This window comes from Martelella sp. FLE1502, assembly GCF_053484255.1.
Map to the genome: position 1 here is coordinate 207242 of NZ_JBAKFQ010000003.1, position 20827 is coordinate 228068.

Annotated in this window: 22 protein-coding genes; 8 read left to right on the top strand and 14 right to left on the bottom strand. The window is 64.1% G+C overall.

Annotation, left to right across the window (positions count from 1 at the left end; all coding sequences use genetic code 11):
* Window positions 1-97 precede the first annotated feature (97 nt).
* From V6767_RS04185 to V6767_RS04225, 9 genes are read right to left on the bottom strand one after another with little or no spacing between them, the layout of a single operon-like run.
* A complete protein-coding gene (locus tag V6767_RS04185; RefSeq protein ID WP_448472287.1) occupies window positions 98-835 on the bottom strand; it encodes an SDR family NAD(P)-dependent oxidoreductase in 738 nt (245 codons plus the stop codon).
* Window positions 836-847: 12 nt separating this feature from the next.
* Entirely contained in the window at window positions 848-1567 is a 720-nt protein-coding gene (locus V6767_RS04190; protein ID WP_448472288.1) for an NAD(P)H-dependent oxidoreductase, read from the bottom strand.
* 4 nt (window positions 1568-1571) lie between these two features.
* Entirely contained in the window at window positions 1572-2504 is a 933-nt protein-coding gene (locus tag V6767_RS04195; RefSeq protein WP_448472289.1) for a 3-keto-5-aminohexanoate cleavage protein, read from the bottom strand.
* Window positions 2505-2536: 32 nt separating this feature from the next.
* Window positions 2537-3817, bottom strand: a complete 1281-nt coding sequence (locus tag V6767_RS04200; RefSeq protein ID WP_448472290.1) for a TRAP transporter large permease — start codon at window positions 3815-3817, stop codon at window positions 2537-2539.
* Entirely contained in the window at window positions 3818-4411 is a 594-nt protein-coding gene (locus V6767_RS04205; protein ID WP_448472291.1) for a TRAP transporter small permease, read from the bottom strand.
* A gap of 24 nt (window positions 4412-4435) precedes the next feature.
* Complete coding sequence (locus V6767_RS04210) at window positions 4436-5434, bottom strand: TRAP transporter substrate-binding protein (RefSeq protein WP_448472292.1); 999 nt, start codon at window positions 5432-5434, stop codon at window positions 4436-4438.
* Window positions 5435-5476: 42 nt separating this feature from the next.
* The gene (locus V6767_RS04215) at window positions 5477-6385 is read right to left on the bottom strand and encodes a DUF6282 family protein (RefSeq protein WP_448472293.1); all 909 of its coding nucleotides are present in this window, start codon (window positions 6383-6385) and stop codon (window positions 5477-5479) included.
* A gap of 11 nt (window positions 6386-6396) precedes the next feature.
* Entirely contained in the window at window positions 6397-7302 is a 906-nt protein-coding gene (locus V6767_RS04220) for a hypothetical protein (protein WP_448472294.1), read from the bottom strand.
* 19 nt (window positions 7303-7321) lie between these two features.
* Window positions 7322-8092, bottom strand: coding sequence for an HpcH/HpaI aldolase family protein (locus V6767_RS04225; RefSeq protein ID WP_448472295.1), 771 nt, complete (start codon window positions 8090-8092; stop codon window positions 7322-7324).
* Between the two features lie 131 nt (window positions 8093-8223).
* On the opposite strand from V6767_RS04225, the gene V6767_RS04230 reads away from it, so the two are divergent.
* The 3 genes from V6767_RS04230 to V6767_RS04240 all read left to right on the top strand — a co-directional run bounded on the left by V6767_RS04230 (window position 8224) and on the right by V6767_RS04240 (window position 10757).
* A complete protein-coding gene (locus V6767_RS04230) occupies window positions 8224-9051 on the top strand; it encodes an IclR family transcriptional regulator (RefSeq protein ID WP_448472296.1) in 828 nt (275 codons plus the stop codon).
* Window positions 9052-9396: 345 nt separating this feature from the next.
* A complete protein-coding gene (locus V6767_RS04235; RefSeq protein WP_448472297.1) occupies window positions 9397-10401 on the top strand; it encodes a cation diffusion facilitator family transporter in 1005 nt (334 codons plus the stop codon).
* A complete protein-coding gene (locus tag V6767_RS04240) occupies window positions 10398-10757 on the top strand; it encodes an ArsR/SmtB family transcription factor (RefSeq protein WP_448472298.1) in 360 nt (119 codons plus the stop codon). The genes V6767_RS04235 and V6767_RS04240 overlap by 4 nt, the downstream gene beginning before the upstream one ends.
* 16 nt (window positions 10758-10773) lie before the next feature.
* On the opposite strand, the gene V6767_RS04245 is transcribed toward V6767_RS04240, so the two are convergent.
* On the bottom strand, window positions 10774-11544 hold the full coding sequence (locus tag V6767_RS04245; RefSeq protein WP_448472299.1) for an SDR family oxidoreductase: 771 nt from the start codon (window positions 11542-11544) through the stop codon (window positions 10774-10776).
* A 167-nt stretch (window positions 11545-11711) separates the two neighbouring features.
* Between V6767_RS04245 and V6767_RS04250 the strand changes: the two genes are divergently transcribed.
* Window positions 11712-12626 carry an AraC family transcriptional regulator gene (locus V6767_RS04250; protein ID WP_448472300.1) on the top strand — a complete coding sequence of 305 codons (915 nt, stop codon included), beginning with the start codon at window positions 11712-11714 and terminating at the stop codon, window positions 12624-12626.
* A gap of 7 nt (window positions 12627-12633) precedes the next feature.
* Here the strand turns inward: V6767_RS04250 and V6767_RS04255 are convergent, their stop codons facing one another.
* The gene (locus tag V6767_RS04255; RefSeq protein ID WP_448472301.1) at window positions 12634-13368 is read right to left on the bottom strand and encodes an SDR family oxidoreductase; all 735 of its coding nucleotides are present in this window, start codon (window positions 13366-13368) and stop codon (window positions 12634-12636) included.
* A gap of 93 nt (window positions 13369-13461) precedes the next feature.
* Here V6767_RS04255 and V6767_RS04260 point away from each other — a divergent pair, with 93 nt between their 5' ends.
* Window positions 13462-14391, top strand: a complete 930-nt coding sequence (locus V6767_RS04260) for an AraC family transcriptional regulator (RefSeq protein WP_448472302.1) — start codon at window positions 13462-13464, stop codon at window positions 14389-14391.
* A 51-nt stretch (window positions 14392-14442) separates the two neighbouring features.
* On the opposite strand, the gene katA is transcribed toward V6767_RS04260, so the two are convergent.
* A complete protein-coding gene (katA, locus tag V6767_RS04265; RefSeq protein WP_448472303.1) occupies window positions 14443-15939 on the bottom strand; it encodes a catalase KatA in 1497 nt (498 codons plus the stop codon).
* Window positions 15940-16032: 93 nt separating this feature from the next.
* Here katA and V6767_RS04270 point away from each other — a divergent pair, with 93 nt between their 5' ends.
* Window positions 16033-16923 (top strand): LysR substrate-binding domain-containing protein, encoded by an 891-nt coding sequence (locus tag V6767_RS04270; RefSeq protein WP_448472304.1) that lies wholly within the window; start codon window positions 16033-16035, stop codon window positions 16921-16923.
* Between the two features lie 89 nt (window positions 16924-17012).
* On the top strand, window positions 17013-18245 hold the full coding sequence (locus tag V6767_RS04275; RefSeq protein WP_448472305.1) for a bactofilin family protein: 1233 nt from the start codon (window positions 17013-17015) through the stop codon (window positions 18243-18245).
* 6 nt (window positions 18246-18251) lie between these two features.
* Here the strand turns inward: V6767_RS04275 and V6767_RS04280 are convergent, their stop codons facing one another.
* Window positions 18252-18917, bottom strand: coding sequence for an outer membrane protein (locus tag V6767_RS04280; protein WP_448472306.1), 666 nt, complete (start codon window positions 18915-18917; stop codon window positions 18252-18254).
* A 174-nt stretch (window positions 18918-19091) separates the two neighbouring features.
* Here V6767_RS04280 and V6767_RS04285 point away from each other — a divergent pair, with 174 nt between their 5' ends.
* Complete coding sequence (locus tag V6767_RS04285; RefSeq protein WP_448472307.1) at window positions 19092-19733, top strand: DNA-3-methyladenine glycosylase I; 642 nt, start codon at window positions 19092-19094, stop codon at window positions 19731-19733.
* On the opposite strand, the gene V6767_RS04290 is transcribed toward V6767_RS04285, so the two are convergent.
* Window positions 19734-20777, bottom strand: a complete 1044-nt coding sequence (locus tag V6767_RS04290) for a YeiH family protein (RefSeq protein ID WP_448472308.1) — start codon at window positions 20775-20777, stop codon at window positions 19734-19736. It lies immediately after the preceding gene.
* Between the last annotated feature and the right edge of the window lie 50 nt (window positions 20778-20827).

The window sequence follows — 20827 nt, forward strand, 5'->3', positions numbered from 1 at the left end:
TTCGACCGAAGCGAATGCGCTGCATGGCGGGCCTCTCTTTTTCTATGACAAGAAATCATAAGACAAGCCCTTCAGGCTCAAGTCGCGCACGGTGGTATCACACGATCCCGCCGTCGGCGCGGATGGTTCTGCCGGTTACCCATCGGGCGTCCTCGGATACCAGCATGGCGATCACGCGGGCGATGTCCTCGGGCTGGCCGACGCGGCCGAGCGGGGTCTGGGCGGCGACCGCGTGGCCCCGTTCGGCAATCGCCTGCCGTGTCATGTCGGTCTCGGTCAGGCCGGGGGCGACCGAGTTGACGCGGATGCCGCGCCCGCCCAGTTCCTTGGCGAACCCTTCGGTCAACGCGATCACCGCCGCCTTCGAGGCCGCATAGAGCGCGACGCCCGGCTGAACATTCTGCGCGAACCGCGACGAGAGCGTGACGATCGAACCGCCGTCAGTCATCCTGGCGGCGGCGGCGCGGATCGCCTGCAAGGTCCCGCCGACATTGACGTCCATCACCGCCGTCACGTCCTCGCCGCTGATGCCCTCGAGCTTCGACCAGTGGTTGACCCCGGCGGCCGTCACCAGAATGTCGAGCCTGCCGAAATTGTCGATCGCCGCGCTGACGGCCGCATCCGCGGTCTCGCTCTTGCGGACATCGCCGCCCGATATCACGGCCCGCCCGCCCGCGCGCGTGATTGCATCGGCCACGGCCTCGGCTTCGTCGCGCGCATTGCCGTAGCCGACGACCACCGAAGCGCCCCGTCGGGCGAGGAGCTTCGCCGTTTCGGCACCTATTCCGCGCGAGCCGCCGGTGACCCATGCGACCTTGCCTTCTAGCGTTTCCATCGTCATTGCCTCCTACCTGTTGGCGGTAATTGCGCTGTCGGGCACACGCGACAGCGGATCGGTGATGCCTTGTCCGCGATCGACCGGCCGCGCCGCGGCTTCGAGCAGGCGGTCGGCGAATGCTTCGAGATAGGCGGCGCGTTGGTCGGCATCGACGCGGGGCGCGCCGTAGGCGACGAAGGGCCGCTCGAGCGTGTAGCCCATATATTCAAGAACCAGATGCTGGAGCTGCCAGAGAACCTGGTCCTCGAGCTCGCCATAGGCCGCGCCGCGCCCGAAACGCTGCGGCAGGCCGCCGGTGGTCATCGACACCATGGCCCGGCGTCCGCGAAAGACGCCTTTCTCGTAGCGCAGCCCGTCCGCATAGGCGAAACCATAGGCCAGAACGCGCTCGATCCAGCCTTTCACCACCGCCGGTACGCCTCCCCACCAGAGCGGAAACTGGAACACCAGCAGGTCGGCCTCCATTACCCGCGCCTGTTCGCGGGCGATCTCGTCGCAAAACCCTCCGGTGCGCACCGCATGGGCCTGTTCGCGCTGGTAGTGGAAGCGCGTCGCATCCGCCGCGCCGGTAAAATCGTGCCGCTCGGCGCGGGGATCGAAATCCTGCGCGACGAGATCGGAGATCGTCACCGCGTGACCCGCGTCGCGAAGGGCCGCGGCGCCATGGGCGGCAAGCGCCGCGTTGAACGAGGTTGGTTCTGGATGTGCGAGGATGATCAGGACCTTCATGGGATCAAAACGCCACCCGGTCGGCGCCCTTCAGTTCCAGGATTTCACGCGCCTCATCCGGCGTCGCAACCTCCATTCCAAGCGACTCCACCATCTGCCGGGCGAGGGCGACCTGCTCGGCGTTGGACTTGGCCAGGCGCCCTGGGCCGATCCACAGCGAATCCTCAAGCCCCACCCGCAGGTTGCCGCCCATCAGCACCGAGTGCATGGCTATCGGCATCTGGTTGCGGCCCGCCCCCAGCACGGACCACTGATAGTCATCTCCGAACAGGCGATCGGCGGTTCGCTTCATGTGGATGACATCTTCGGGATGCCCGCCGATACCGCCCAGGATGCCGAAGACGCTCTGGATGAACACCGGCGGCTTGATCAGCCCGCGCTCGACGAAATGGGCGCAGGTATAGAGGTGTCCGATATCGTAGCACTCCACCTCGAAGCGGGTCCCGTGCTCGGCGCAGGTGGTCAGGATATTCTCGATGTCGCTGAACGTGTTGCGGAAGATGCGGTCGCGCGAGCCTTCGAGATAGTCGCGTTCCCAATCGTGCTGGAACTCGGTGAAGCGCTCCAGCATCGGGTAGAGCCCGAAATTCATCGAGCCCATGTTCAGGGAGGCGATCTCCGGCTTGAATTGGGCGACCGGACGCAGACGTTCCTCGACCGACATGGTGGGCGCCCCGCCCGTGGTGATGTTGATGACGCAATCGGTGCGTTGCTTTATCACCTGCAGAAACTCGGAATAGCGTTCGGGCGACTGATCGGGCGCGCCGGTTTTCGGGTCGCGTGCATGTAGATGGACGACGGAGGCGCCGGCTTCCGCCGCCCCGATTGCGGCATCGGCGATTTCCTGCGGCGTGACCGGAAGATGCGGCGACATCGAGGGCGTGTGGATCGACCCGGTGACCGCGCAGGTCACGATTACTTTGCGGCGCTTTGCCATGGTGGCTTAACTTCCTTCTCGTGGACTGGCTTCTAATGGACTGGGATGAGCGCGTTCGGCAGCGAAAGCGTCAGGGCCGGGATGAAGGCGACCAGCATCAGCACGACCAGGCAGATCGCGATGAGCGGCAGCGCCTCGCGGATGATCCGCGGCAATGGTTCTCCCGAAACCCCCGCGACGATGAACAACTGGATCCCGACCGGTGGCGTGGCCATGCCGATGACAACATTGAGGACAACCATCGCGCCGAACTGAACCGGCTCCATGCCGACCAGACCGCTCATTTTCAACAGGATGGGCATTGTCAGGATCAGGATGGAAATCGGTTCGAGGAACATGCCGAGCAGCAGCAGGAACAGGTTCAACAGAAGCAGGATCGCGATCTTGTTGTCGGTGATCGCAAGAATGGATTCGGTGATCCGCGTCGGCACCTGTTCCAGCGTGAAGACGAAGGCGACGATCGAGGCCATCGAAGTGATGAACAGGATCGAGGCGGAGATGATCGCAGTCGACACCAGCGCGTTCCAGATCCGTGAAGGCGTGAGATCGCGATAGGCGAGGCCGACCACCAGCGCATAGGCGACCGCAACGGCGGCGGCTTCCGTCGGGGTGAAGATGCCGGCCTTGATGCCGACGATGATGATCAGAGGCAGGAACAGCGCGGGCAGGGCGCGGAAGACGGCGACGCCGCGTTCGGCCATCGGCACGCGGTCGGAAACCGGGAAATCGTCCCGCGCGGCGCGCCATGTCGCATAGGCCAGGAAGCCGCAGATCAGCAACACGCCCGGCACCACGCCGGCCATGAAAAGCTGTCCGATCGACGTTCCCGACAAGACGCCGTAGATGATCATGGTGATCGAGGGTGGGATGATCGGCCCGACGATCGAGCACACCCCGACCAGCGCCGCGGCATAGGCCGCCGGGATGCCCTGCTTCTTCATCGTCGGGATGAGGATCGACCCAAGCGCGGCCGCCTCGGCGTTGGCGCTGCCGGAAATCCCGGCGAAGAAACCTGCCGAAAGCACCGTGACATTCGACATGCCGCCCCGGCGGTGGCCAACGCAAACCTTGGCGAATGTCACGATGCGGTCGGTAATGCCGCCGACATTCATCAAAGCGCCGGCCAGCAGGAACAGCGGGATGGTCAGCAACACGAACTGATCGACCCCGGCCATCATCCGCTGCGGCAGCGACAGCATCATCGCGCCATTGCCGGACAGCCAGAGAAAGGCCATGCCGCCGATCCCGAGCGCCAGCGCGATCGGCACGCCCGTCACCAGAAGCAGGGCGAATATTCCAAAAAATCCGGTCATTTAAAGCTGTTCCCCCATGTCGACGGCGGGCGGCGGGTCATCGATGCCCCGGCGATGGCGAAGAGTCGACACCACAAGATCGGCGACGACGTGCAAGGCAAGAAGCGCCGCCCCGATCGGCACGCAGATATAGACCCATTTCACCGAAACCCCGGCGTTTGCGCCGGTGAGCGACGACCAGATGAAATCGAGCGCCGGAATCTTCTGACGCTCGAAGCGCGAGGCGTAATCGAACCCCTCCACGACGATCACGGCGAGAAATATCAGCACCGGGATGGCCGTCGCACATTTGAGGACAAGCCTTGCCCGCGAACTCAGCATGTAGGGCAGGAGGTCCAGCATCACGAATTCGCCGCGCTGGTAGGCGACGCCGAGCAGGAGAAAGGTCTGCCACAACAGGAGATAGCGACAGGCCTCCTCCGCCCAGATGATGGAGCCGGAGAAAAGGTAGCGCGCAGCCACCTGAACGATCATGATAACGAGGATAATGGCCATGCTGACCCCCGCGACGCCCTCGATGGTGCGGGTATATATCCCGAACCATCGAAACCAGCGCGGGAGGTCCGAAGGACCAGCGGTTGACTGCGCTTGCATTTTCCCTCCCCTTCTCGCAACGGCCTAGGACGGCTGCTGCGCGACGCTCACGAAGTCGGCGATCAGAGGCGATTTCCCGCTCCATTGCTCGACGATCGGAGCAACCTTGGACTTCATCTGATCGAGCCCCTCCAGCTGGAGGATCTCCACGCCCTTGGCCTCCAGCTCCGCGCGGCCATCCAGGTCCTGCTTGGCGGTGTATTCGAGGGTCGGTATCACCGAGTCCCGACCGGCCGTGCGGACCGCCTCCTGCAGTTCGGGCGACAGGCTTTCGAAGAAGGCGGCGTTCACGCAGGTGACATTGTGCCAGGGGTAGTGCCCCGTCAGCGTGAAATGCTTGGCCACTTCCCAGAGGTTTTCGCCCAGCATCGACGACACATTGATTTCGCAGGCGTCGATGGTGCCGGTCTCGAGCGCGCCGTAGACTTCCCCGTAAGGCAGGCCGACGGGATTGACGCCAACGGTTTCCCAAATGACCTTGTGCAATTCGAGCGGAACGATGCGGGTTTTCAGCCCTGCGAAATCGGCGAGCGTTCTGACCGGCTTACTCACGGTCGCAAAGTGGCGCTGACCGATATCGGCGGTCTGCAGACCGAGTATGCCCCCCACCATCAGGCTCTCGTTGATCGCCTCGCCTTCCGGGCTGAGCGCCATGCGCGCGAAGTGGTCGTAATCCCTGATCAGGAACGGCAGCTGGTAGGCGTCCAGCGCCACCTGGCCGGTAACGATCGAGATCGTCGAACCGCTGCCGCCGCAAAATTCCAGCGTGCCGGCAACACAGCTTTCGACGTTCTGCCGGTCGTCGCCCAATTGCCGGTTGGGAAAGATCTGCAGGTCGAAGGCGCCGGGGACAAGGGTGTCCAGCGACTTCTTGAATTCGAGCGAGGCAATGTGCCCGGGGTGAATTTCATTGGCGGCATGGCCAAGGCGCACCGTCATAGGCTGCGCCCGCGCCAGGTTCGGGGCCGCCAGCGTCGCCGCAACGGCGGCGCCGGTCTTCATCAGTGTACGTCGTGTAATCATGTCTTCCTCCCAGTGGTTGATTGCCTGCGCCTCCCACAGGCGTCAGGTCAGGTTCAACAGTTTCGCGGCGTTGTGTCCGATCAGTGTGCGGATGTCGTCGTGCGAAAACTGCAGGTCCAGCAGCATCCGGACTATGGTGCGGTACCCCTCGATGGGACGCGGCGAGCCGCGCAGGCCGAGATCGGAAGACAGCACGGTGTGATCCACACCGGCCACCGCGATGTAATGGGCCAACTCCTCCGGCCCGAAAATCTTGCCCGACCCCTCGCTCCACATCGCGATCGAATGTTCCATGTAGGCGCCGAGCTCCACCATGGCGCGCATGTCGTCATCGGTCGCGCCGACGATATAGGTCGGGTGGTTGACCAGCATCTTGGTGACGCCGCGCTTGCCCGCCTCCTCGAAGATCATGATCAGTTCGCTGGCAGGCAGATGCCCGCCGGCCAGGATGATGTCGCCCTCCGCGATCAGGTCCAGCACCTGCTTGACGGAATCGAGCAGTTGCCCCGATCCATCCAGTGCCGAAAGCCCTTCGGGCGGCAGCATCCGCTTCGCCGTCTTGGGAAAGGTCTTGCCCTGTCCTTCCTGCTGGTCGAGGTGGTTTTGCGCCGACAGCGTCGGCAGCCAGACGATCTTCGCGCCGATATTGATGGCGTGGTTGACCGCATGCGGGTTGATGCCGCCGCTGGCATTGTTGAGCGCGATGCCGGAATAGAGCTTCACATCGGTCGGGACAAGTTTCTCCAGCATCGCGCAGTGGGAGACGCCGAGATAGAAATGGTCCTTGTAGAGCAGGGCGCGGAAGCCGGCTTCAGCGGCATCCAGCAGGGCCTCGTGATGGTCGAGGATGCGCGGCATCGCCGCGGGTCCCGAGTGGCAGTGCAGGTCAATGGCGCCTTTCAGCAATTCGGCGATTTCGGCGTCGCGGTTGTCTTGAATTTCGTCTTGCATGGTATTCCTCCCTACGCGCCCTCAGGCATCGGATAGTCCTCGGCGTTCAGCACCCAGCCCGGCTTTTCGGAAAAGTCCGTGCGGGGCGGGCAGAAGATGTCCACGAGCTGGTTGCGCCCGGCCTCCATCGCGCGGGTGGTGTGAATGACCGGAGGCGGGATAACGTAGGCCGAGGGCGATTGGACGTGATCGGCCCGGTCTTCGCGCCAGTCGTCCATGTCGATGGTCCAGGTCCAGCGCAGATAGTGGATGAAGGACCCCGATATCGCCAGCGAACACTGTTCGAAGTCGTCGTGGTGATGCGGCGACAGGTTGTGCGGATCGCGCGGCCCGTCATTCGGCTCCAAATAGTTCACCATGAAGGTGGTGCAGCGGAAAATCCGCCCGAAACGGCCCTCCTGCTTCGGCACGTCGAGCGAGTAGTGCCGCACCTTCCAGCCCGCCGGCGGCTCCGGCCAAGGCTTGAATTCCGGAATATGGGTGCGCGGGCGCGCATAAGCGTCGCGATTGGTGCAAAGAGGAACGAGATCCCGGGAATTGATCGAGAGCAGCCGGCAGAGTTTTCCGCCTTCGGGCAGTTCCACCCGGCTGTCGCCGTGCGGCACGAAGGCAATCGAGAAGCCCGGAACATCGACTGTCTCTCCGTTCCAGGTGATCCTTGCTCCGGCTTCGGGCAGCAGAACCACATATTCGTCCGGCTGGTTCTTGCGTTCGAAGACGGCACCCGCCTCGGCTTCGCTCCAGGACAGCACGAAGTTGTGCCCGCGCGTGTACCAGCTCTTGCTGTCCGGGCCCGTTTCGGCGGGTTTTTCCTGGTAAAAGAGACCCAGCTGAGGCTCGGCGACCAGGCCCTTGGGCGCCGGCCCGGCTCCCGATTTCTGCGCCAGCGCTGAGCGCGGATCATTCTTGTCGTACATTGTGTTACTCTCCCGAAAATCAGTTCAGAACGCCGGCAAAACGGGCCAGCGTTTCCCTGGCGCCCTGGCGCAGGAAGCCCTGGTCGGATGCCATGATGAAACCGGTCGCGCCCCGGTCCGAAAGCGCTCTGGCGTCGTCGGGATCGCTGGACATCACGAAAACCTTGCGCCCCGCGCGCGTTGCCGCGGCGGTGATCGCCTCCACCGCCCCGACCACGTCGGCGGCGGCCTGGCTCTCGGCCTCGAAGGCAACCGTCAGGTCGCCGCGGCCGATGAAGAATGCATCGACGCCTTCCACCGTAGCGATCGCGTCAAGCCGGCCGATGGCCGCGCGGTCTTCGATCATCGCGATCACCGCAACGCCGTTATCCTGGGCCGCGATATGATCGCCCATTGCGACCGAACCGTAGCGGCCGGCCCGCGTGGTATTGGAGAAGCCCCGCGCGCCGCCCCGGTAACGCGCGGCGGCGACGACCGCCTTCGCCCGCTCGGCGCTGTCGACATGCGGCACGAGAACGCCGTCGGCGCCGCTGTCGAGAACCCGGAGAATGTCTGCGATCCGCGAGACGCGCACCACACCCGCGATGCCGGCGTGGCGGCAGGCCATCAGAATGCGATCCGTTGTTTCCGGATTGAAGGGCGCGTGCTCCTCATCGATGACGACGAAGTCGTAGCCCTCCTGCGCGAGTATTTCGGCGGCGTGGGTCGTCGGCGTCTTCAGGAAGGTGCCGAACAGCTTGCCTCCGCCCAATACGCGATTGCGAAATCCCCTGGCCAAGTCCTGAGCCACCTCCACCTCCCATTTTTTTCTTGCGTATCACTGACCGCAACAGTATATTGCTTACCGAAACACGGTTACTGCGCTCAACCCCGCTTGTCAAGCGGGCGAGTTTGAGGCGCCTCGAAGGATGAATTTGCACGATGCCCAAGATCAGCGGTGAAGGAAGCGACGGGATTCAGGGCGTGGTGCTCACTTTGCGAACGCTGGAAGCGCTTGCGCGCGCAAAGGGGCCGATCGGCGTTACCGAACTGGCCGAAAAGCTCGGCACCACGAAAACGCGTGCTCACCGCCATCTTCGCACCCTCGTGCAGGAGGGCTATGCAAGCCAGCACGACGAAACCGGACGATACCGGGCGGGCGGGCGCCTGATATCGCTCGGACGCCTTATGACCGAAGCGTCCAATCTGGTCGATCTTGCGCAAAACGACCTGCGACAGTTGCGCGACACGTTGGGCCAATCCTGTGTGCTATCCCAGTTCGAACACAGCGGCGCGCGGATCGTGATGGCGCTTTCTGGCCGTTCGCCGATCGAAATCGGCGTCAAGCCGGGCTCGCTTCTCCAGTTCCACAACTCCGCCCAGGGGCGGGTCATGCTAGCCCATGCCGACCCCGAGTTTCGGGAGGCGATACTGGCCCGTCCGATGTCTGCGCCGACCGCGGAGACGATCACCACGGTCGCAGGCGTCAACGCCGAACTCGAAAAGATCCGCAGACAGGGTTGGGCGACGGCTGCAAACCAGACCGCGATCGGGCTGAATACCCTGGCGGCCCCGCTGTTCGACGCCACGGGCGGCGTTGTGGGCGCCGTCGGCATCGTGGATCTCATCCAGTTCCTGCCGCCTGAACCCGACCAGACAAAAATCGACGCCGTCATGCGCGCCGCCCGCCAGATTTCCAGGAAGCTCGGTTATGAGGGCGACTGCGAAGAAACCGACGCTTCGGACGCTTCCCCGTCATCCACGCTCTGACAATGCACACTGCAGAAGCTTTGGTTTCATAATGTTCGGCGGGACCGAAAAGATGCATGTGGCTGTCGATCGCGTCCGCCGGAAGCCCGAGCGACGGTGCGTGTGGACTATGCAAAGGCGGCGACGTTCTGGACTTTACTTCAGTATTTTCCTGGCTGTAGTTGAGAACCGCCTCGGACGAGCTGTCCGGCAGCGGAACTCATTCGAATTTGACATCCTCGCAGTCCTTAACACGCCTCTTGATCTTTTGTATGAACAGGTGTTTATATGTTCATATATAGTGAGTGCTTGCGGGAAGGTCGCTCCCTCCCGCGGCGAAGCAGATTCTCTACACGGAGAGCAGGAATGGCAGAAGGCGACAAGAGTGGCGGGCATCATCGCGCCCATGATGAAGGCCATCAGCACCACAGCCACGGCGGTCACGACCACGCGCATGGCCACGGCGATGGACACCACAGCCATGCGCCTTCCGTGTCGCGCAACAATGAGCGCGTGGTGCTGATCGGCCTGTGCCTGACGGCCGGTTTCATGGTGGCGGAATTTGTCGGCGGCTGGCTGTCGGGGTCGCTGGCGCTGATCGCCGATGCCGGGCATATGCTGACGGATACGGCGGCGCTGGGGCTTGCCTGGGCCTCGTTCCGCTTCGGTCGCCGGGGCGGCGATGAGAAGCGCACCTTCGGCTATATGCGCTCCGAGGTGCTGGCCGGGTTCGTCAATGCGCTGGCGCTGTTCCTGCTCACCATCTGGATCGCCTATGAGGCGGTCGAACGCCTGATCACGCCGGAGCCGGTGCTGGCGGGGCCGATGCTCGTCGTCGCCATTCTGGGGCTGTTCGTCAATATCGGCGTGTTCCTGCTGCTGATGCGGGGCGACCGCGACCATGTCACCATCAAGGGCGCGTTGCTACACGTTCTCGGCGATCTCCTGGGGTCCGTCGGCGCGATCACCGCGGCGGTGATCATCTATTACACCAACTGGACGCCGGCCGATCCGATCCTGTCGGTGCTGATGTCGGTCCTCATCCTCCGGGCCGCCTGGGCTTTGCTGCGCAGCGCGGCGCAGATCCTGATGGAGGGAACGCCGAGCAATATCGAGATCGAGGAACTCCGCCGCTACGTGCTGAATGAAGTCGCCGGCGTCAGCGATGTCGCCCATGTCCATGTCTGGTCGATCACCTCGGGCCGGCCGGCGGCAACCATGGAAATCAGCCTTGCGGAAAATGGCAATGCCGCCACCGCCGTTGATCGCGTGAAGGCGGTGCTGGCAAGGCGCTACGATATCCGCCACGCCACGATCGAGATCAACTGGGGCCAGCACCCGGCGGATTGCCCGCTGGAGGCCCCGGCATGAGCGTCTGTCCGGACGATGATCCGGTGCATTTCGAGGAGGCGCTCGCCGACAGGCAGGCGCAGATTGCGGTCGTCGCCGAGACTTTCAAGCTGCTCGGTGACCCCACCCGTCTCAAGATCCTGATCGCCTGCCTGAGCGAGCCGGTGGCCGTCGGCGATATCGCGAGCAAGGTGGAGGCCTCGCCCTCGCTCGTCAGCCACCATTTGCGCCTGTTGCGGGGCGCCCGGCTGGTGCGGCGCACCCGAAAGGCGCGGCAGATGTATTACGAGGCCGCCGATCACCACATCGAACACATCGTCTCCGACATGATCGCCCATGCCGGAGAGCACGATGTGATGGACGATCCCGACCCGTAAAGGCATTGCGCCCGGGTCAGGCCAGCGCCGGCCGGGTTTCGGCCATCAGCGCCACGGCATCCGCGCCGGCCGGTATGCGCATCGGCGTCGAGGGGTCGGTCGCCGCGCGATAGACGGCCTCGGCGACATCCTGTGGATGCGTTACGAGATCCGCCGGGGCTTCGGCCCATTGTTTGAAGACGCCGTCGGCAATCTCCTTGTAGGCTTCGGGAATGCTCATGCCATCGGGCGCAAGCGAAGCCGCGTTCTTGCCGAAATCCGTGGCGGGTGCACGTCCGGGAAGAACGAGGCGGACACCGATATTGAAGGGCTGAAGCTCCAGCGCCAGGCATTCGCTGAATGCGTTGATCGCCGCCTTGCTGGCGGTATAGACCGACAGGAGATGAAGTGGGCTGACCGTAACCGTCGAGGTGACATTGACGATCATGCCGGCGCGGCGGGCGCGAAACTGCGGAAGGAAGGCCTGGGTCAGCGCCATCACGCCGATCGTGTTGGTCTCGAAAACCTTGCGGATGACGTCGACCGGCGAGCCTTCCAGTGCGTTCAGCCAGCCGACGCCGGCATTGTTGACGAGAATGTCGACCGGGCCGGCGGCCTCCACGACGCGGGCGATGCTGTCGGAATCGGTGACGTCGAGCGGCAGCAGTTCGAGGGTGTCGGAGGCGGGAAACAGGCTGGCGTCCGGTTTGCGCATCGTGGCGATGACCCTGAAGCCGCGATCGAGAAAGGTTTTCGCGGTTTCAAGGCCGAATCCGGACGAGCAGCCGGTGATGAGAACGGTTTTCATGGGAACTCCTTCGCGCGGCACGAGGGGCGCGGATGCGCCCGCTGCCGGCTGAACTGAACGGGTGAAAACGACAGGCGCGAAACGCCGTGCCGACAATGCCAATATAGACAGCCGCATCCGGACGCACCATAATGGAGCATCGCGTTCACATCATTGAAAGTCCGGTTTTGACAGATCCGCTCGCTGATATCGTCTCATTCCTGCAGCCGCGCGCACCCTATTCCAAATGGGTCACTGGCGCCGGTCCGTGGCGCATTCGCCGGGACCAGACCGGCCAGGTGTTCTATGCGCTCGTGCTGGAGGGTGCGATCCGGTTTCAGGCGGACGGACGGGACGAGGTGGAGCTCGCCCAGGGCGATTTCGTGCTGGTGCCGTCCTCATTCGGCTTCACCACCACCAGCGCCACCGAGAGGCCGGAAGCCGGGATCGTGACGACGCCGGTTCATCTTGGCAATGGCGCGCTCAGGGTCGGGCGCGCGGAGGGGCCGGCCGACTGCCAGTATCTCGTCGGCCATTGCGTCTTCGGATCGCCGGATGCGGCACTGCTGGTTGCGCTGCTGCCGGAAACCGTGGTCGCGCGCCGCGACGAACGGCTCGCCGCGCTCGCCAGGCTGGTGCGCGACGAAACGCTGTCGAGACGCGCGGCGCGCGATGTCGTGCTCGAACGCTTGCTGGAAGTGCTGTTCATCGAGGCGTTGAGGTCAACGGCGGCGTCCGATTCCGCGCCCGGCCTTTTGCGCGGTCTTGCCGACCAGAGGCTCGCCGAGCCGATCCGGGCGATGCATCGCGAACCCGCCCGCGCCTGGACGGTGGACGCGCTTGCCGCTCTCGCCGCCCTGTCGCGCTCGTCCTTCTTCGCCCGCTTCAGCCGCACCATCGGCGTGCCGCCGATGGAATATCTCTACCGCTGGCGGATGATCCTCGCAAAGGACATGCTCAAGCGCGGCCAGTTGCCGGTGGCCGCCATCGCGGAACGGGTGGGCTATGGCTCGTCCAGCGCCTTCAGCCTCGCCTTCACCCGCCATACCGGCCTCGCCCCCGCCCATTTCGCGCGGGCGGAGATCAAGGCGGCGGCGGAGTGAAACCGCCTCAGCCCTGCGCCGTCGGCCGGATGACGATATCGCCGATATCGACATCGGACGGCTGGGCGATCGCGAACAGGATCGACCGGGCGATGGCTTCCGGCGAAATTGCCATATCCATGCCGCTTGCGACCTGTTCTCTCAGCTTCTCGTCGGGAATGGCATCGCCGAATTCGGTGCGGACATAGCCGGGCGAGATGCCGGTGACGCGCAAATTGGGTCCCGCCTCCTGCCGCAGGCCTTCATGCAGGGTGCGTACGGCATTCTTTGTGGCGGCGTAGACCGCCATTCCGGGCACCACCCGCAGGCCGGCAACGGATATCACGCTGATGAAGTGCCCGGCCGACTGGCGCCGGAAGACGGGAAGCGTTGCCGCGATGCCATAAAGCGCGCCCTTGAAATTGACGTCCACCATCGCCTCCCAGTCGGCGACGCGCAGATCGTCGAGGCCGGAGATCGGCCCGACGCCGGCATTGCCGATGAACACGTCGAGCCGGCCGAAGGTCTCCGTCGCGCGATCAACGAGACGCTGCACGGAGGCGCGGTCGGTCACGTCGGTTTCGTGCGCAATGGCGGTTCCGCCGGCGGCCTCGATTTCGGCGGCAAGCGTCTCCAGTCGCTCGGCGCGGCGGGCGCCGAGAACCAGACGGGCGCCGGCTTCCGCCAGCATTAGGGCCGTGGCACGGCCGATGCCGCTGCTGGCGCCGGTGATCGCAATGACCTTGTCCTTCACATTTTCCATGGGTGATCTCCTTTTTCTGCTGAAGGAGATATCGCGCGGCATCTGTTCGTTCTATAGTGTTTCGTCCATATTGTTGTAGCAAACGTTCAGCCCATGACCGATACCCTCACGACACTCTTCAACCTGCTCGACCTGCGCAGCGCCCGCTGCACCCGCTTTGAGGCGGGCGGCGAATGGTCGCTGCGATTTCCTGAAAAGAGCGCGATCAAGTTTGCTGCCGTTCTCAAGGGCACCTGCTTCATGCTGCATGGCGACAGGCCGCCGATACGCCTGCGCGCCGGCGATGTGTTCCTGCTGTCGCAGTATCCGTCCTACGTGCTTGCAAGCGATCCGGCCCTTGCGCCGGAGGATGGCGCGCGCGTTATCGACTGGGCACAGTCCGATACCGGCCGATATGGCGGTGACGAGGTGGTGATGATCGGCGGCGCCTATCGCGCCAGCCCCCTGCACGCGCATCTGCTGGGCGACGCCCTGCCGCCGCTGATGCTGATCCCGGCGGAAGCGCCGTCCGCCGCCCAGATCAGCCGGACGCTGCAGAGCCTGGAGAGCGAATTCACCCGCACCGATATCGGCGCGGAGATGATGCGGCGGCATCTGACCGACATGTTGCTGGTGCAGATGCTGCGGGCGATCTCCGCCCGCGAGGGCGAGACCGCCGCGGCCCCTGGCCAGAGCAACTGGATCGGCGCGCTGGCAGACAGGCGTCTTGGCGCGGCGCTGGACGCGATCCACGCGAACCCCGAGCGGAACTGGACGGTCGCCGCGCTGGCGGGCATCGCCGGCATGTCGCGCACGGCGTTTTCGCAAGGGTTTCGCAAGGCGATCGGCCGCGCCCCGATCGATTATGTCCTGCGCTGGCGCATGCAGATTGCCGAAGACCTCATCCACCGCGGCAGAAGCGTCTCGGAGGTAGCTGGTCTCCTGGGCTACGGCTCGCAAAGCGCCTTCGGCGTCGCCTTCAAGCGCATCAAGGGCCGCTCGCCGCGCGCAACGCTGCGTGCGCAGGCTGAGCAGCGCGCATAAGAAAAGGCCGACACACTCAGCGTCGGCCTTTTATAGGTTTAAAGCCAGATCCTATTCAGCCGCATCCGGCGTTCCCGGCGTCGAGATCGCGTTGGCCTCATAGCCGTGGGCTTCCTTCAGCGCGGCGCGAACGCCCGCTTCGTAGTCCGGGTGGACCTGCTTGAACAGGGCGAGCTGGCGCTCGATGATCTCGCCCGGCACGCCGCCCATGGCGGCCGCCACATTGTCGAACAGGCGGGACTTCTGGCCATCGTCGAAGAGTTCGAACAGGGCGCGCGGCTGCGCGAAGTCGTCATTACCCTCGCGGTGATTGTAGCGCGCCATCGCCCCTTCGATCGCGAGCGGCGGCTCCATCGCCGACTTGTCCTCGACAGCGCCGCCCATGCTGTTGGGCTCATAATAGGCGTCCGTCGCCCCGGTCTTCTGGCCGAAGAAGTTCATCTGGCCATCCTTGTGGTAGTGATGGACCGGACATTTCGGCGCGTTGACCGGCAGCGCCTCGTAATGCGTGCCGAGACGGTAGCGATGGGCATCGGCATAGGAGAAGATGCGGGCCTGCAGCATCTTGTCCGGCGAATGCGAGATGCCGGGCACGATGTTCGAGGGCGAGAACGCCGCCTGCTCGATCTCGGCGAAGTAATTGTCGGCATTGCGGTTCAGCTCCATCACGCCGATATCGATCGGCGGATAGTCGCCATGCGGCCAGACCTTGGTAAGGTCGAAGGGGTTGTATGGCGTCTTGCCGGTATCGCTCTCCGGCATGATCTGCACCTGAACCTTCCAGCGCGGATAATTGCCGGTCTCGACCTTGTCGAACAACGCCTCCTGATAGGTCTCGCGGCTCTTGCCGATCAGCGTTTCGGCCTCGTCATTGGTATAGTGCTTGTGGCCCTGCTCGGTCTTGAAGTGGAACTTGACCCAGAAGCGTTCGCCGGCATCGTTCCAGAGCGAATAGGTGTGCGAGCCGTAGCCGTTCATGAAGGTCGGATCGACCGGGATGCCGCGGTCGGACATCAGGATCGTGACCTGGTGCAGGCTTTCCGGCGACAGCGACCAGAAGTCCCACATCGCCTTCGGCGAGCGCAGATTGGTGCGCGGATGGCGCTTCTGGGTGTGGATGAAATCCGGGAACTTGTAGGGGTCGCGGACGAAGAACACCGGCGTGTTGTTGCCGACCAGGTCCCAGTTGCCGTCCTCGGTGTAGAATTTCAGCGCGAAGCCGCGCACGTCGCGCTCGGCGTCGGCAGCGCCCAGTTCGCCGGCAACGGTCGAAAACCGGGCGAGCATCGGCGTTTCCGCGCCCGGCTGGAGACACTTGGCCTTGGTGTATTTCGAAATGTCGCCGGTGATTTTCAGCGTGCCGAACGCGCCCCAGCCCTTGGCGTGGACCACGCGCTCGGGGATACGCTCGCGGTTCTGATGCGCCAGCTTTTCAATGAGCTGGTAGTCCTGAATCATCACCCCGCCGCGCGGGCCGGCGGTGATCGAGTTCTGGTTGTCCGGGACGGCGGCGCCGGCGGTTGTTGTGAGGGTCGGTTTATCTGCCATGGTTTCCTCCATTGTATCTGGCAGTCATGGTCTCATGAACAAGTGATAGTTTCCAATTGCGATTTCCTGCAAATACGATAGGTTTTTCCTATCATGATAACACTCAAACAATTGCGCTATTTCGAGGCGCTGGCGCGCGAGCGCCATTTCGGCCGGGCGGCGGAGGCGGTGCATGTCAGCCAGCCGGCGCTTTCGGCCCAGATCATGGATATGGAGGCGACGCTTGGCGTGCGCCTCGTCGAGCGCACCCGCAAACAGGTGCTGCTGACGCGCGAGGGTGAGCGGGTGCTGGCCCATGCGGCACGCGTGCTGTCCGCCATGGCCGCGCTGGAACACGCCGCCCGACCGGCCGCGGGGCCGCTATCGGGGCCGGTGGCGATCGGCCTCATACCCACTGTGGCGCCCTACCTTATCCCGAAACTCGTCCCCTATCTGAAGCGTCACTATCCCGAAGCGGAAGTCGCCCTGAAGGAAGCCGTCACCGACCAGCTTCTCGACCATCTGGAGGAGGGGACGCTCGATGCGGTGGTGGCGGCGCTGCCGATCGAGCGCGACGGCATTCAGACGACGGACCTTTTCGCCGACCGGTTCTTCATGGCGGTCGCCCGCAATGACGAAACCGTGCTCGCCTCGCCGCTGACCGAGGCCGATCTGGAGGCCGATCGCCTGCTGCTGCTGGAGGAGGGCCATTGCCTGCGCGACCAGGCGCTTGCGCTATGCGAGCAGAAGCCGAAGCGCAATGTCGTCAATGTCGGTGCGACGTCCATGACAACGCTGCTGCAGATGGTAGCCAACGACATGGGCATGACGCTGATCCCGGAAATGGCGGTGGCGGCGGAGACCGCGCGTACGCCGCTGACCATCCTGCCCTTCGCCGAGCCTCAGCCGGCACGACGGATCGGGCTCTGTTGGCGGCGTTCGGACAGGCGGCGTGACAGCATGGAGGCACTGGCAGCAGCGGTGCTCGGCTGCCGCGCGGGTTGAGACCAGTTTTGGCCTTTACGAAAGCCCTTACACGCGGGATAGTATCGGCAGCGAAGAATACCGGCTGACGGGCGAGAGGGGCTTTGGTCATGAACGGAATAGCACGCATTCTGGCGACGGCATTCGCGGTTCTGGCGCTTGGCAGCGCTGCGGCCATGGCGGACGACGACAAGATCATGGTCTTCGGCGGCGACACCTATGCCAGCGGCACGACCACCGTGCTCAACCAGGACAGCCCGCGCAGCGCCTTCGTCTCCGGTCTCACCGCGCGGCTTGATGGCGCGGTCGGGCGCGACGCGCTTCTGGCGGGCGCCAGGGTCCGTTCCAACGCTTCCGTCAACGGCGACCTTTATGCGGCCGGCTTTTCCGTGCGGATTGACGGCACGGTTGCCGGCGATCTTTCGGCCGCCGGCGCGGATATCGAGGTCGGCCCAAATGCGGCCGTCAGCGGCAATGCGCGGCTGGCCGGCGGCTCGGTGGCGATCAACGCGCCGATCGCGGGCAGTCTCCTGGTTGGCAGCGGCGACCTGACGCTGAACGCGGCGGTTTCCGGCGATGTCAGGATCATGGGCGATGATATTGCCTTCGGCCCGGACGCCACGATCGGCGGCACGCTGACCTATTATGCGCCGGATGAAGTCGACATACCGGAATCGGTGATTGCCGCCGACAAGGTGACGTTCCACGAGCTGACGCACGAGGCAGCCCCGGAGGAAGAACCCGAGCCGGACGTGGTCTCCGACACGACCGTGGTCGCGAGCTTCATTTCCATGCTGGTCTTCATGCTGGCGCTGGCGACGGTGTTCCTGGTGCTGGCCCCGCAGCGGACGGAAACGGCGCGGGCGCGGCTGATCACCCGGCCTTTCGCCTCGCTCGGCTATGGCTTCGTTGCGCTTTCCACGCTGTTCGGCGCGGTGCCGCTGGCGCTGATGACGATCATCGCCATTCCGCTGATCCCGTTCATCATTCTGGCGACGGTGGTCCTGTGGACCTTCGCCTATCTGCTCGCGGTCTACGCCCTGTCCTGGTGGGTGGTCACCAGCATCAAGCCGCTCAAGCCCAGCCTCGTCAACCGGCTGCTGGCGATCGCGGCCGGGCTGGTGCTGATGTCGCTGCTGCACTATCTGCCGTTCTTCGGCTGGATTGCGAACATCGTCGTCGTGCTTCTGGGCTTCGGCGCGATGGCCGCGCTTTGCGGCCACGGCATGATGGCGCGGCGCGAGCGCCGGAAGGCCGATGTGATCGAAACTCCGCCGCCGCACCCGCCCGCAGCCGCGACGCCAGATCCGACCGACCCGCCGGACGAGCCGCCGCGGGCCTAGGCGATCTCAGAACCGGAAGCCGATGCCGACATTGACGGCGTTGGTGAGAATTCCGGTCTTCATCCGGTCGCCGCTGTCGATCTTGACGTCGATCCAGGAATAGTTGGCCTTGTATTCGACGAAGGCATCCCAGTTCTTGGCGAAGCTGTAGGAAACGCCGGCCTGGGCCTGCACGGTCGGGCCGCCGAACTGGTAGCCATAGGTGCGGCCCGACGGCCGGGTGACCTCGACATGGGGCACGTTGATGCCGGCCCCAAGGCCGACATAGGGCGTCCACTTGCTGTCTTTTATCGGGAAGCGGTAGAGCGCGTTCAGCGTCAGCAGATTGAGCCCGTCGGTGAACTCGAAATGGCTCCAGCCCGATTTTGCGAGCGTCGCGTCATCGGCATAGACCTTGGCATGGCTGAAATCGAGCGCGATGCCGAGATTGGGCTGCTTGTAGCGGTCGAGCCAGTAGGTTGCGCGCGCGCCCCAATAGGCCGGCCAGCTGAATGATCGGCCCTCCCAACCCGCGGTGAAAGCGTCAGCGCCATTGATCTCGACCGACGAATGCGGCGCGGTCTGATAGCCGCCATAGACGGAGAAGGCGGTTTCGGCGGAAGCGCTATCGGCGGAAGCGACAAATGACGCGGCAAGCAGGAGCAGGCCCGCTGAGGCGGTGAGGCGAAGCATGGAGACTCTCTGGTGCGGCCTAATATTAACTTTAAATAAAGTATAAATTGGTTAAGGCTTCGTGAATCGTCACGCCCGCGACAGCGGCGTTTCATGTTGGCCCGAGCGCTCGGCCCTTGCCGTATCGTCGAAATCATGTTTCCTTTTTGTTCCATTGAGAATCAGGAGGCACATGTGAGCGAAACGGCGGGGTTGATAACGGGTGACGACGGCAAGGTCCGCTGTTTCTGGCATGGCAATCTGCCGGATTATCTCAGATATCACGATGAGGAATGGGGGCGGCCGGTCACCGACGATTTCCGTCTGTTCGAGAAACTTTGCCTGGAAGGGTTCCAGTCGGGGCTTTCATGGCTGACGATCCTGCGCAAGCGCGAGAATTTCCGCGCCGGCTTCGACGGTTTCGATTTTCACAAGGTTGCGCATTTCGATCAAACGGATGTCGCGCGGCTGCTGGCCGATGCCGGCATCATCCGCCATCGCGGCAAGATCGAGGCGGCGATCAACAATGCCGCCCGCGCCATCGAGATGGAGGCCGAATTCGGTTCGCTGGCCGCGTATTTCTGGGCGCACGAGCCGGGACCGGAGGACCGGCCGGCGGTTGTCGATCTTGAGACGCTGAGGGCAAACCCCACCACGCCGGTTTCGATCAAAATTTCCAAAGACCTGAAGAAGCGCGGCTGGAAGTTCGTCGGCCCCACCACCGTCTATGCCTTCATGCAGGCGATGGGGCTGGTCAACGACCACTTGGAAGGCTGCTGCTGCCGCGATGAGGTGGAGCGGCTGAGGGCCGCGCTGAAACGGCCCGTGGCATCCTGATCAGCCGATCTGCAGCGCGAAGATCAGCGCCAGCGCAATCGCCGTCAGCGCCGCGATCGAAAGCACGGCGGTGGCGACCACCCGGCCGCCGGCGCGGCAAAGCGAGCGGATGTCGACCGAAAGGCCGAGCGCGGCCATCGCCAGCACGGTGAGCGCGTTGGAGGTGTGGGCGAGCGGCTCGATGAATTCTTCGGGAAAGGCGCCGGCCGAGCGCAGCGCCATCATCAGCGCGAAGCCGATGATGAACCAGGGGGCGATATGCTTGAGCTTGACCTGCGCGCCGCCTGAGCCGCTGCGAGCCGCCATGCCGAGTGCGAACAGCACCGGGCCGAGCATCATCACCCGGATCAGCTTCACCAGCGTGCCGGTCTGCACCGCGATCATGCCACCGGGCTGGGCGGCGGCCAGAACCTGGGGAACGGCATAGACGGTGAGGCCGGAAAGCACGCCATATTGCGCGCCGCTCATGCCGAGGCCGACAAGCGCCAGCGGCAGCGCCAGCACCATGATGACGCCGAGCACGGCGGTGAACGCGATCGCCGAGGCGATGTCGCGCGGTTCGGCATCGATCACCGGAGCGGCGGCGGCAATCGCGGAATTGCCGCAGATCGAGTTGCCGCAGGCCACCAGCGTGGCGAGTTTTTTGTTGAGCCCGAGCGCGCGACCAATGCCATAGGAAACCGCGATCGCCACCACCACCGTGCCGATAATGCCGAGCACCAGCGCTGGCCCCGCCGCCTTCAGCGCCTGAACGCTGATCGACGCGCCGAGCAGAACGATCGCCACTTCGAGGATGAATTTCTCGCAGAAGCGGATGCCGGGCTTGAACACCTCCGACAGCGACACGAGCGAGCGGATCAGCGTGCCGATGAGGATTGCCAGCACCAGATTTTCGATGAAGCGATGGCCGGAAAGCCGCACTTCCACCGCCTCCAGCCCGAATGCGGCAAGCGCCACCAGACAGGACAGGATGATGCCCGGCGCAAGCGACATGATCGGCGCGGTCCAGGAGCGGTCGGGATTGTGGGTAACGGCAATGCGCATGCGGGTCTTTCCTCGTTTGCGCAATACATGGTCTTCTTGAATGTCGCGTT

Bases quoted from the DNA above. Each gene is read 5' to 3' on its own strand.
- V6767_RS04245 (WP_448472299.1), bottom strand. From the start codon at position 11,544: ATGAAAACCGTTCTCATCACCGGCTGCTCGTCCGGATTCGGCCTTGAA.
- V6767_RS04255 (WP_448472301.1), bottom strand. From the start codon at position 13,368: ATGGAAAATGTGAAGGACAAGGTCATTGCGATCACCGGCGCCAGCAGC.
- V6767_RS04200 (WP_448472290.1), bottom strand. From the start codon at position 3,817: ATGACCGGATTTTTTGGAATATTCGCCCTGCTTCTGGTGACGGGCGTG.
- V6767_RS04240 (WP_448472298.1), top strand. From the start codon at position 10,398: ATGAGCGTCTGTCCGGACGATGATCCGGTGCATTTCGAGGAGGCGCTC.
- V6767_RS04270 (WP_448472304.1), top strand. From the start codon at position 16,033: ATGATAACACTCAAACAATTGCGCTATTTCGAGGCGCTGGCGCGCGAG.
- V6767_RS04290 (WP_448472308.1), bottom strand. From the start codon at position 20,777: ATGCGCATTGCCGTTACCCACAATCCCGACCGCTCCTGGACCGCGCCG.
- V6767_RS04260 (WP_448472302.1), top strand. From the start codon at position 13,462: ATGACCGATACCCTCACGACACTCTTCAACCTGCTCGACCTGCGCAGC.
- V6767_RS04275 (WP_448472305.1), top strand. From the start codon at position 17,013: ATGAACGGAATAGCACGCATTCTGGCGACGGCATTCGCGGTTCTGGCG.
- V6767_RS04220 (WP_448472294.1), bottom strand. From the start codon at position 7,302: ATGTACGACAAGAATGATCCGCGCTCAGCGCTGGCGCAGAAATCGGGA.
- V6767_RS04205 (WP_448472291.1), bottom strand. From the start codon at position 4,411: ATGCAAGCGCAGTCAACCGCTGGTCCTTCGGACCTCCCGCGCTGGTTT.
- V6767_RS04235 (WP_448472297.1), top strand. From the start codon at position 9,397: ATGGCAGAAGGCGACAAGAGTGGCGGGCATCATCGCGCCCATGATGAA.
- V6767_RS04195 (WP_448472289.1), bottom strand. From the start codon at position 2,504: ATGGCAAAGCGCCGCAAAGTAATCGTGACCTGCGCGGTCACCGGGTCG.
- V6767_RS04190 (WP_448472288.1), bottom strand. From the start codon at position 1,567: ATGAAGGTCCTGATCATCCTCGCACATCCAGAACCAACCTCGTTCAAC.
- V6767_RS04280 (WP_448472306.1), bottom strand. From the start codon at position 18,917: ATGCTTCGCCTCACCGCCTCAGCGGGCCTGCTCCTGCTTGCCGCGTCA.
- V6767_RS04230 (WP_448472296.1), top strand. From the start codon at position 8,224: ATGCCCAAGATCAGCGGTGAAGGAAGCGACGGGATTCAGGGCGTGGTG.
- V6767_RS04215 (WP_448472293.1), bottom strand. From the start codon at position 6,385: ATGCAAGACGAAATTCAAGACAACCGCGACGCCGAAATCGCCGAATTG.
- katA (WP_448472303.1), bottom strand. From the start codon at position 15,939: ATGGCAGATAAACCGACCCTCACAACAACCGCCGGCGCCGCCGTCCCG.
- V6767_RS04185 (WP_448472287.1), bottom strand. From the start codon at position 835: ATGGAAACGCTAGAAGGCAAGGTCGCATGGGTCACCGGCGGCTCGCGC.
- V6767_RS04210 (WP_448472292.1), bottom strand. From the start codon at position 5,434: ATGATTACACGACGTACACTGATGAAGACCGGCGCCGCCGTTGCGGCG.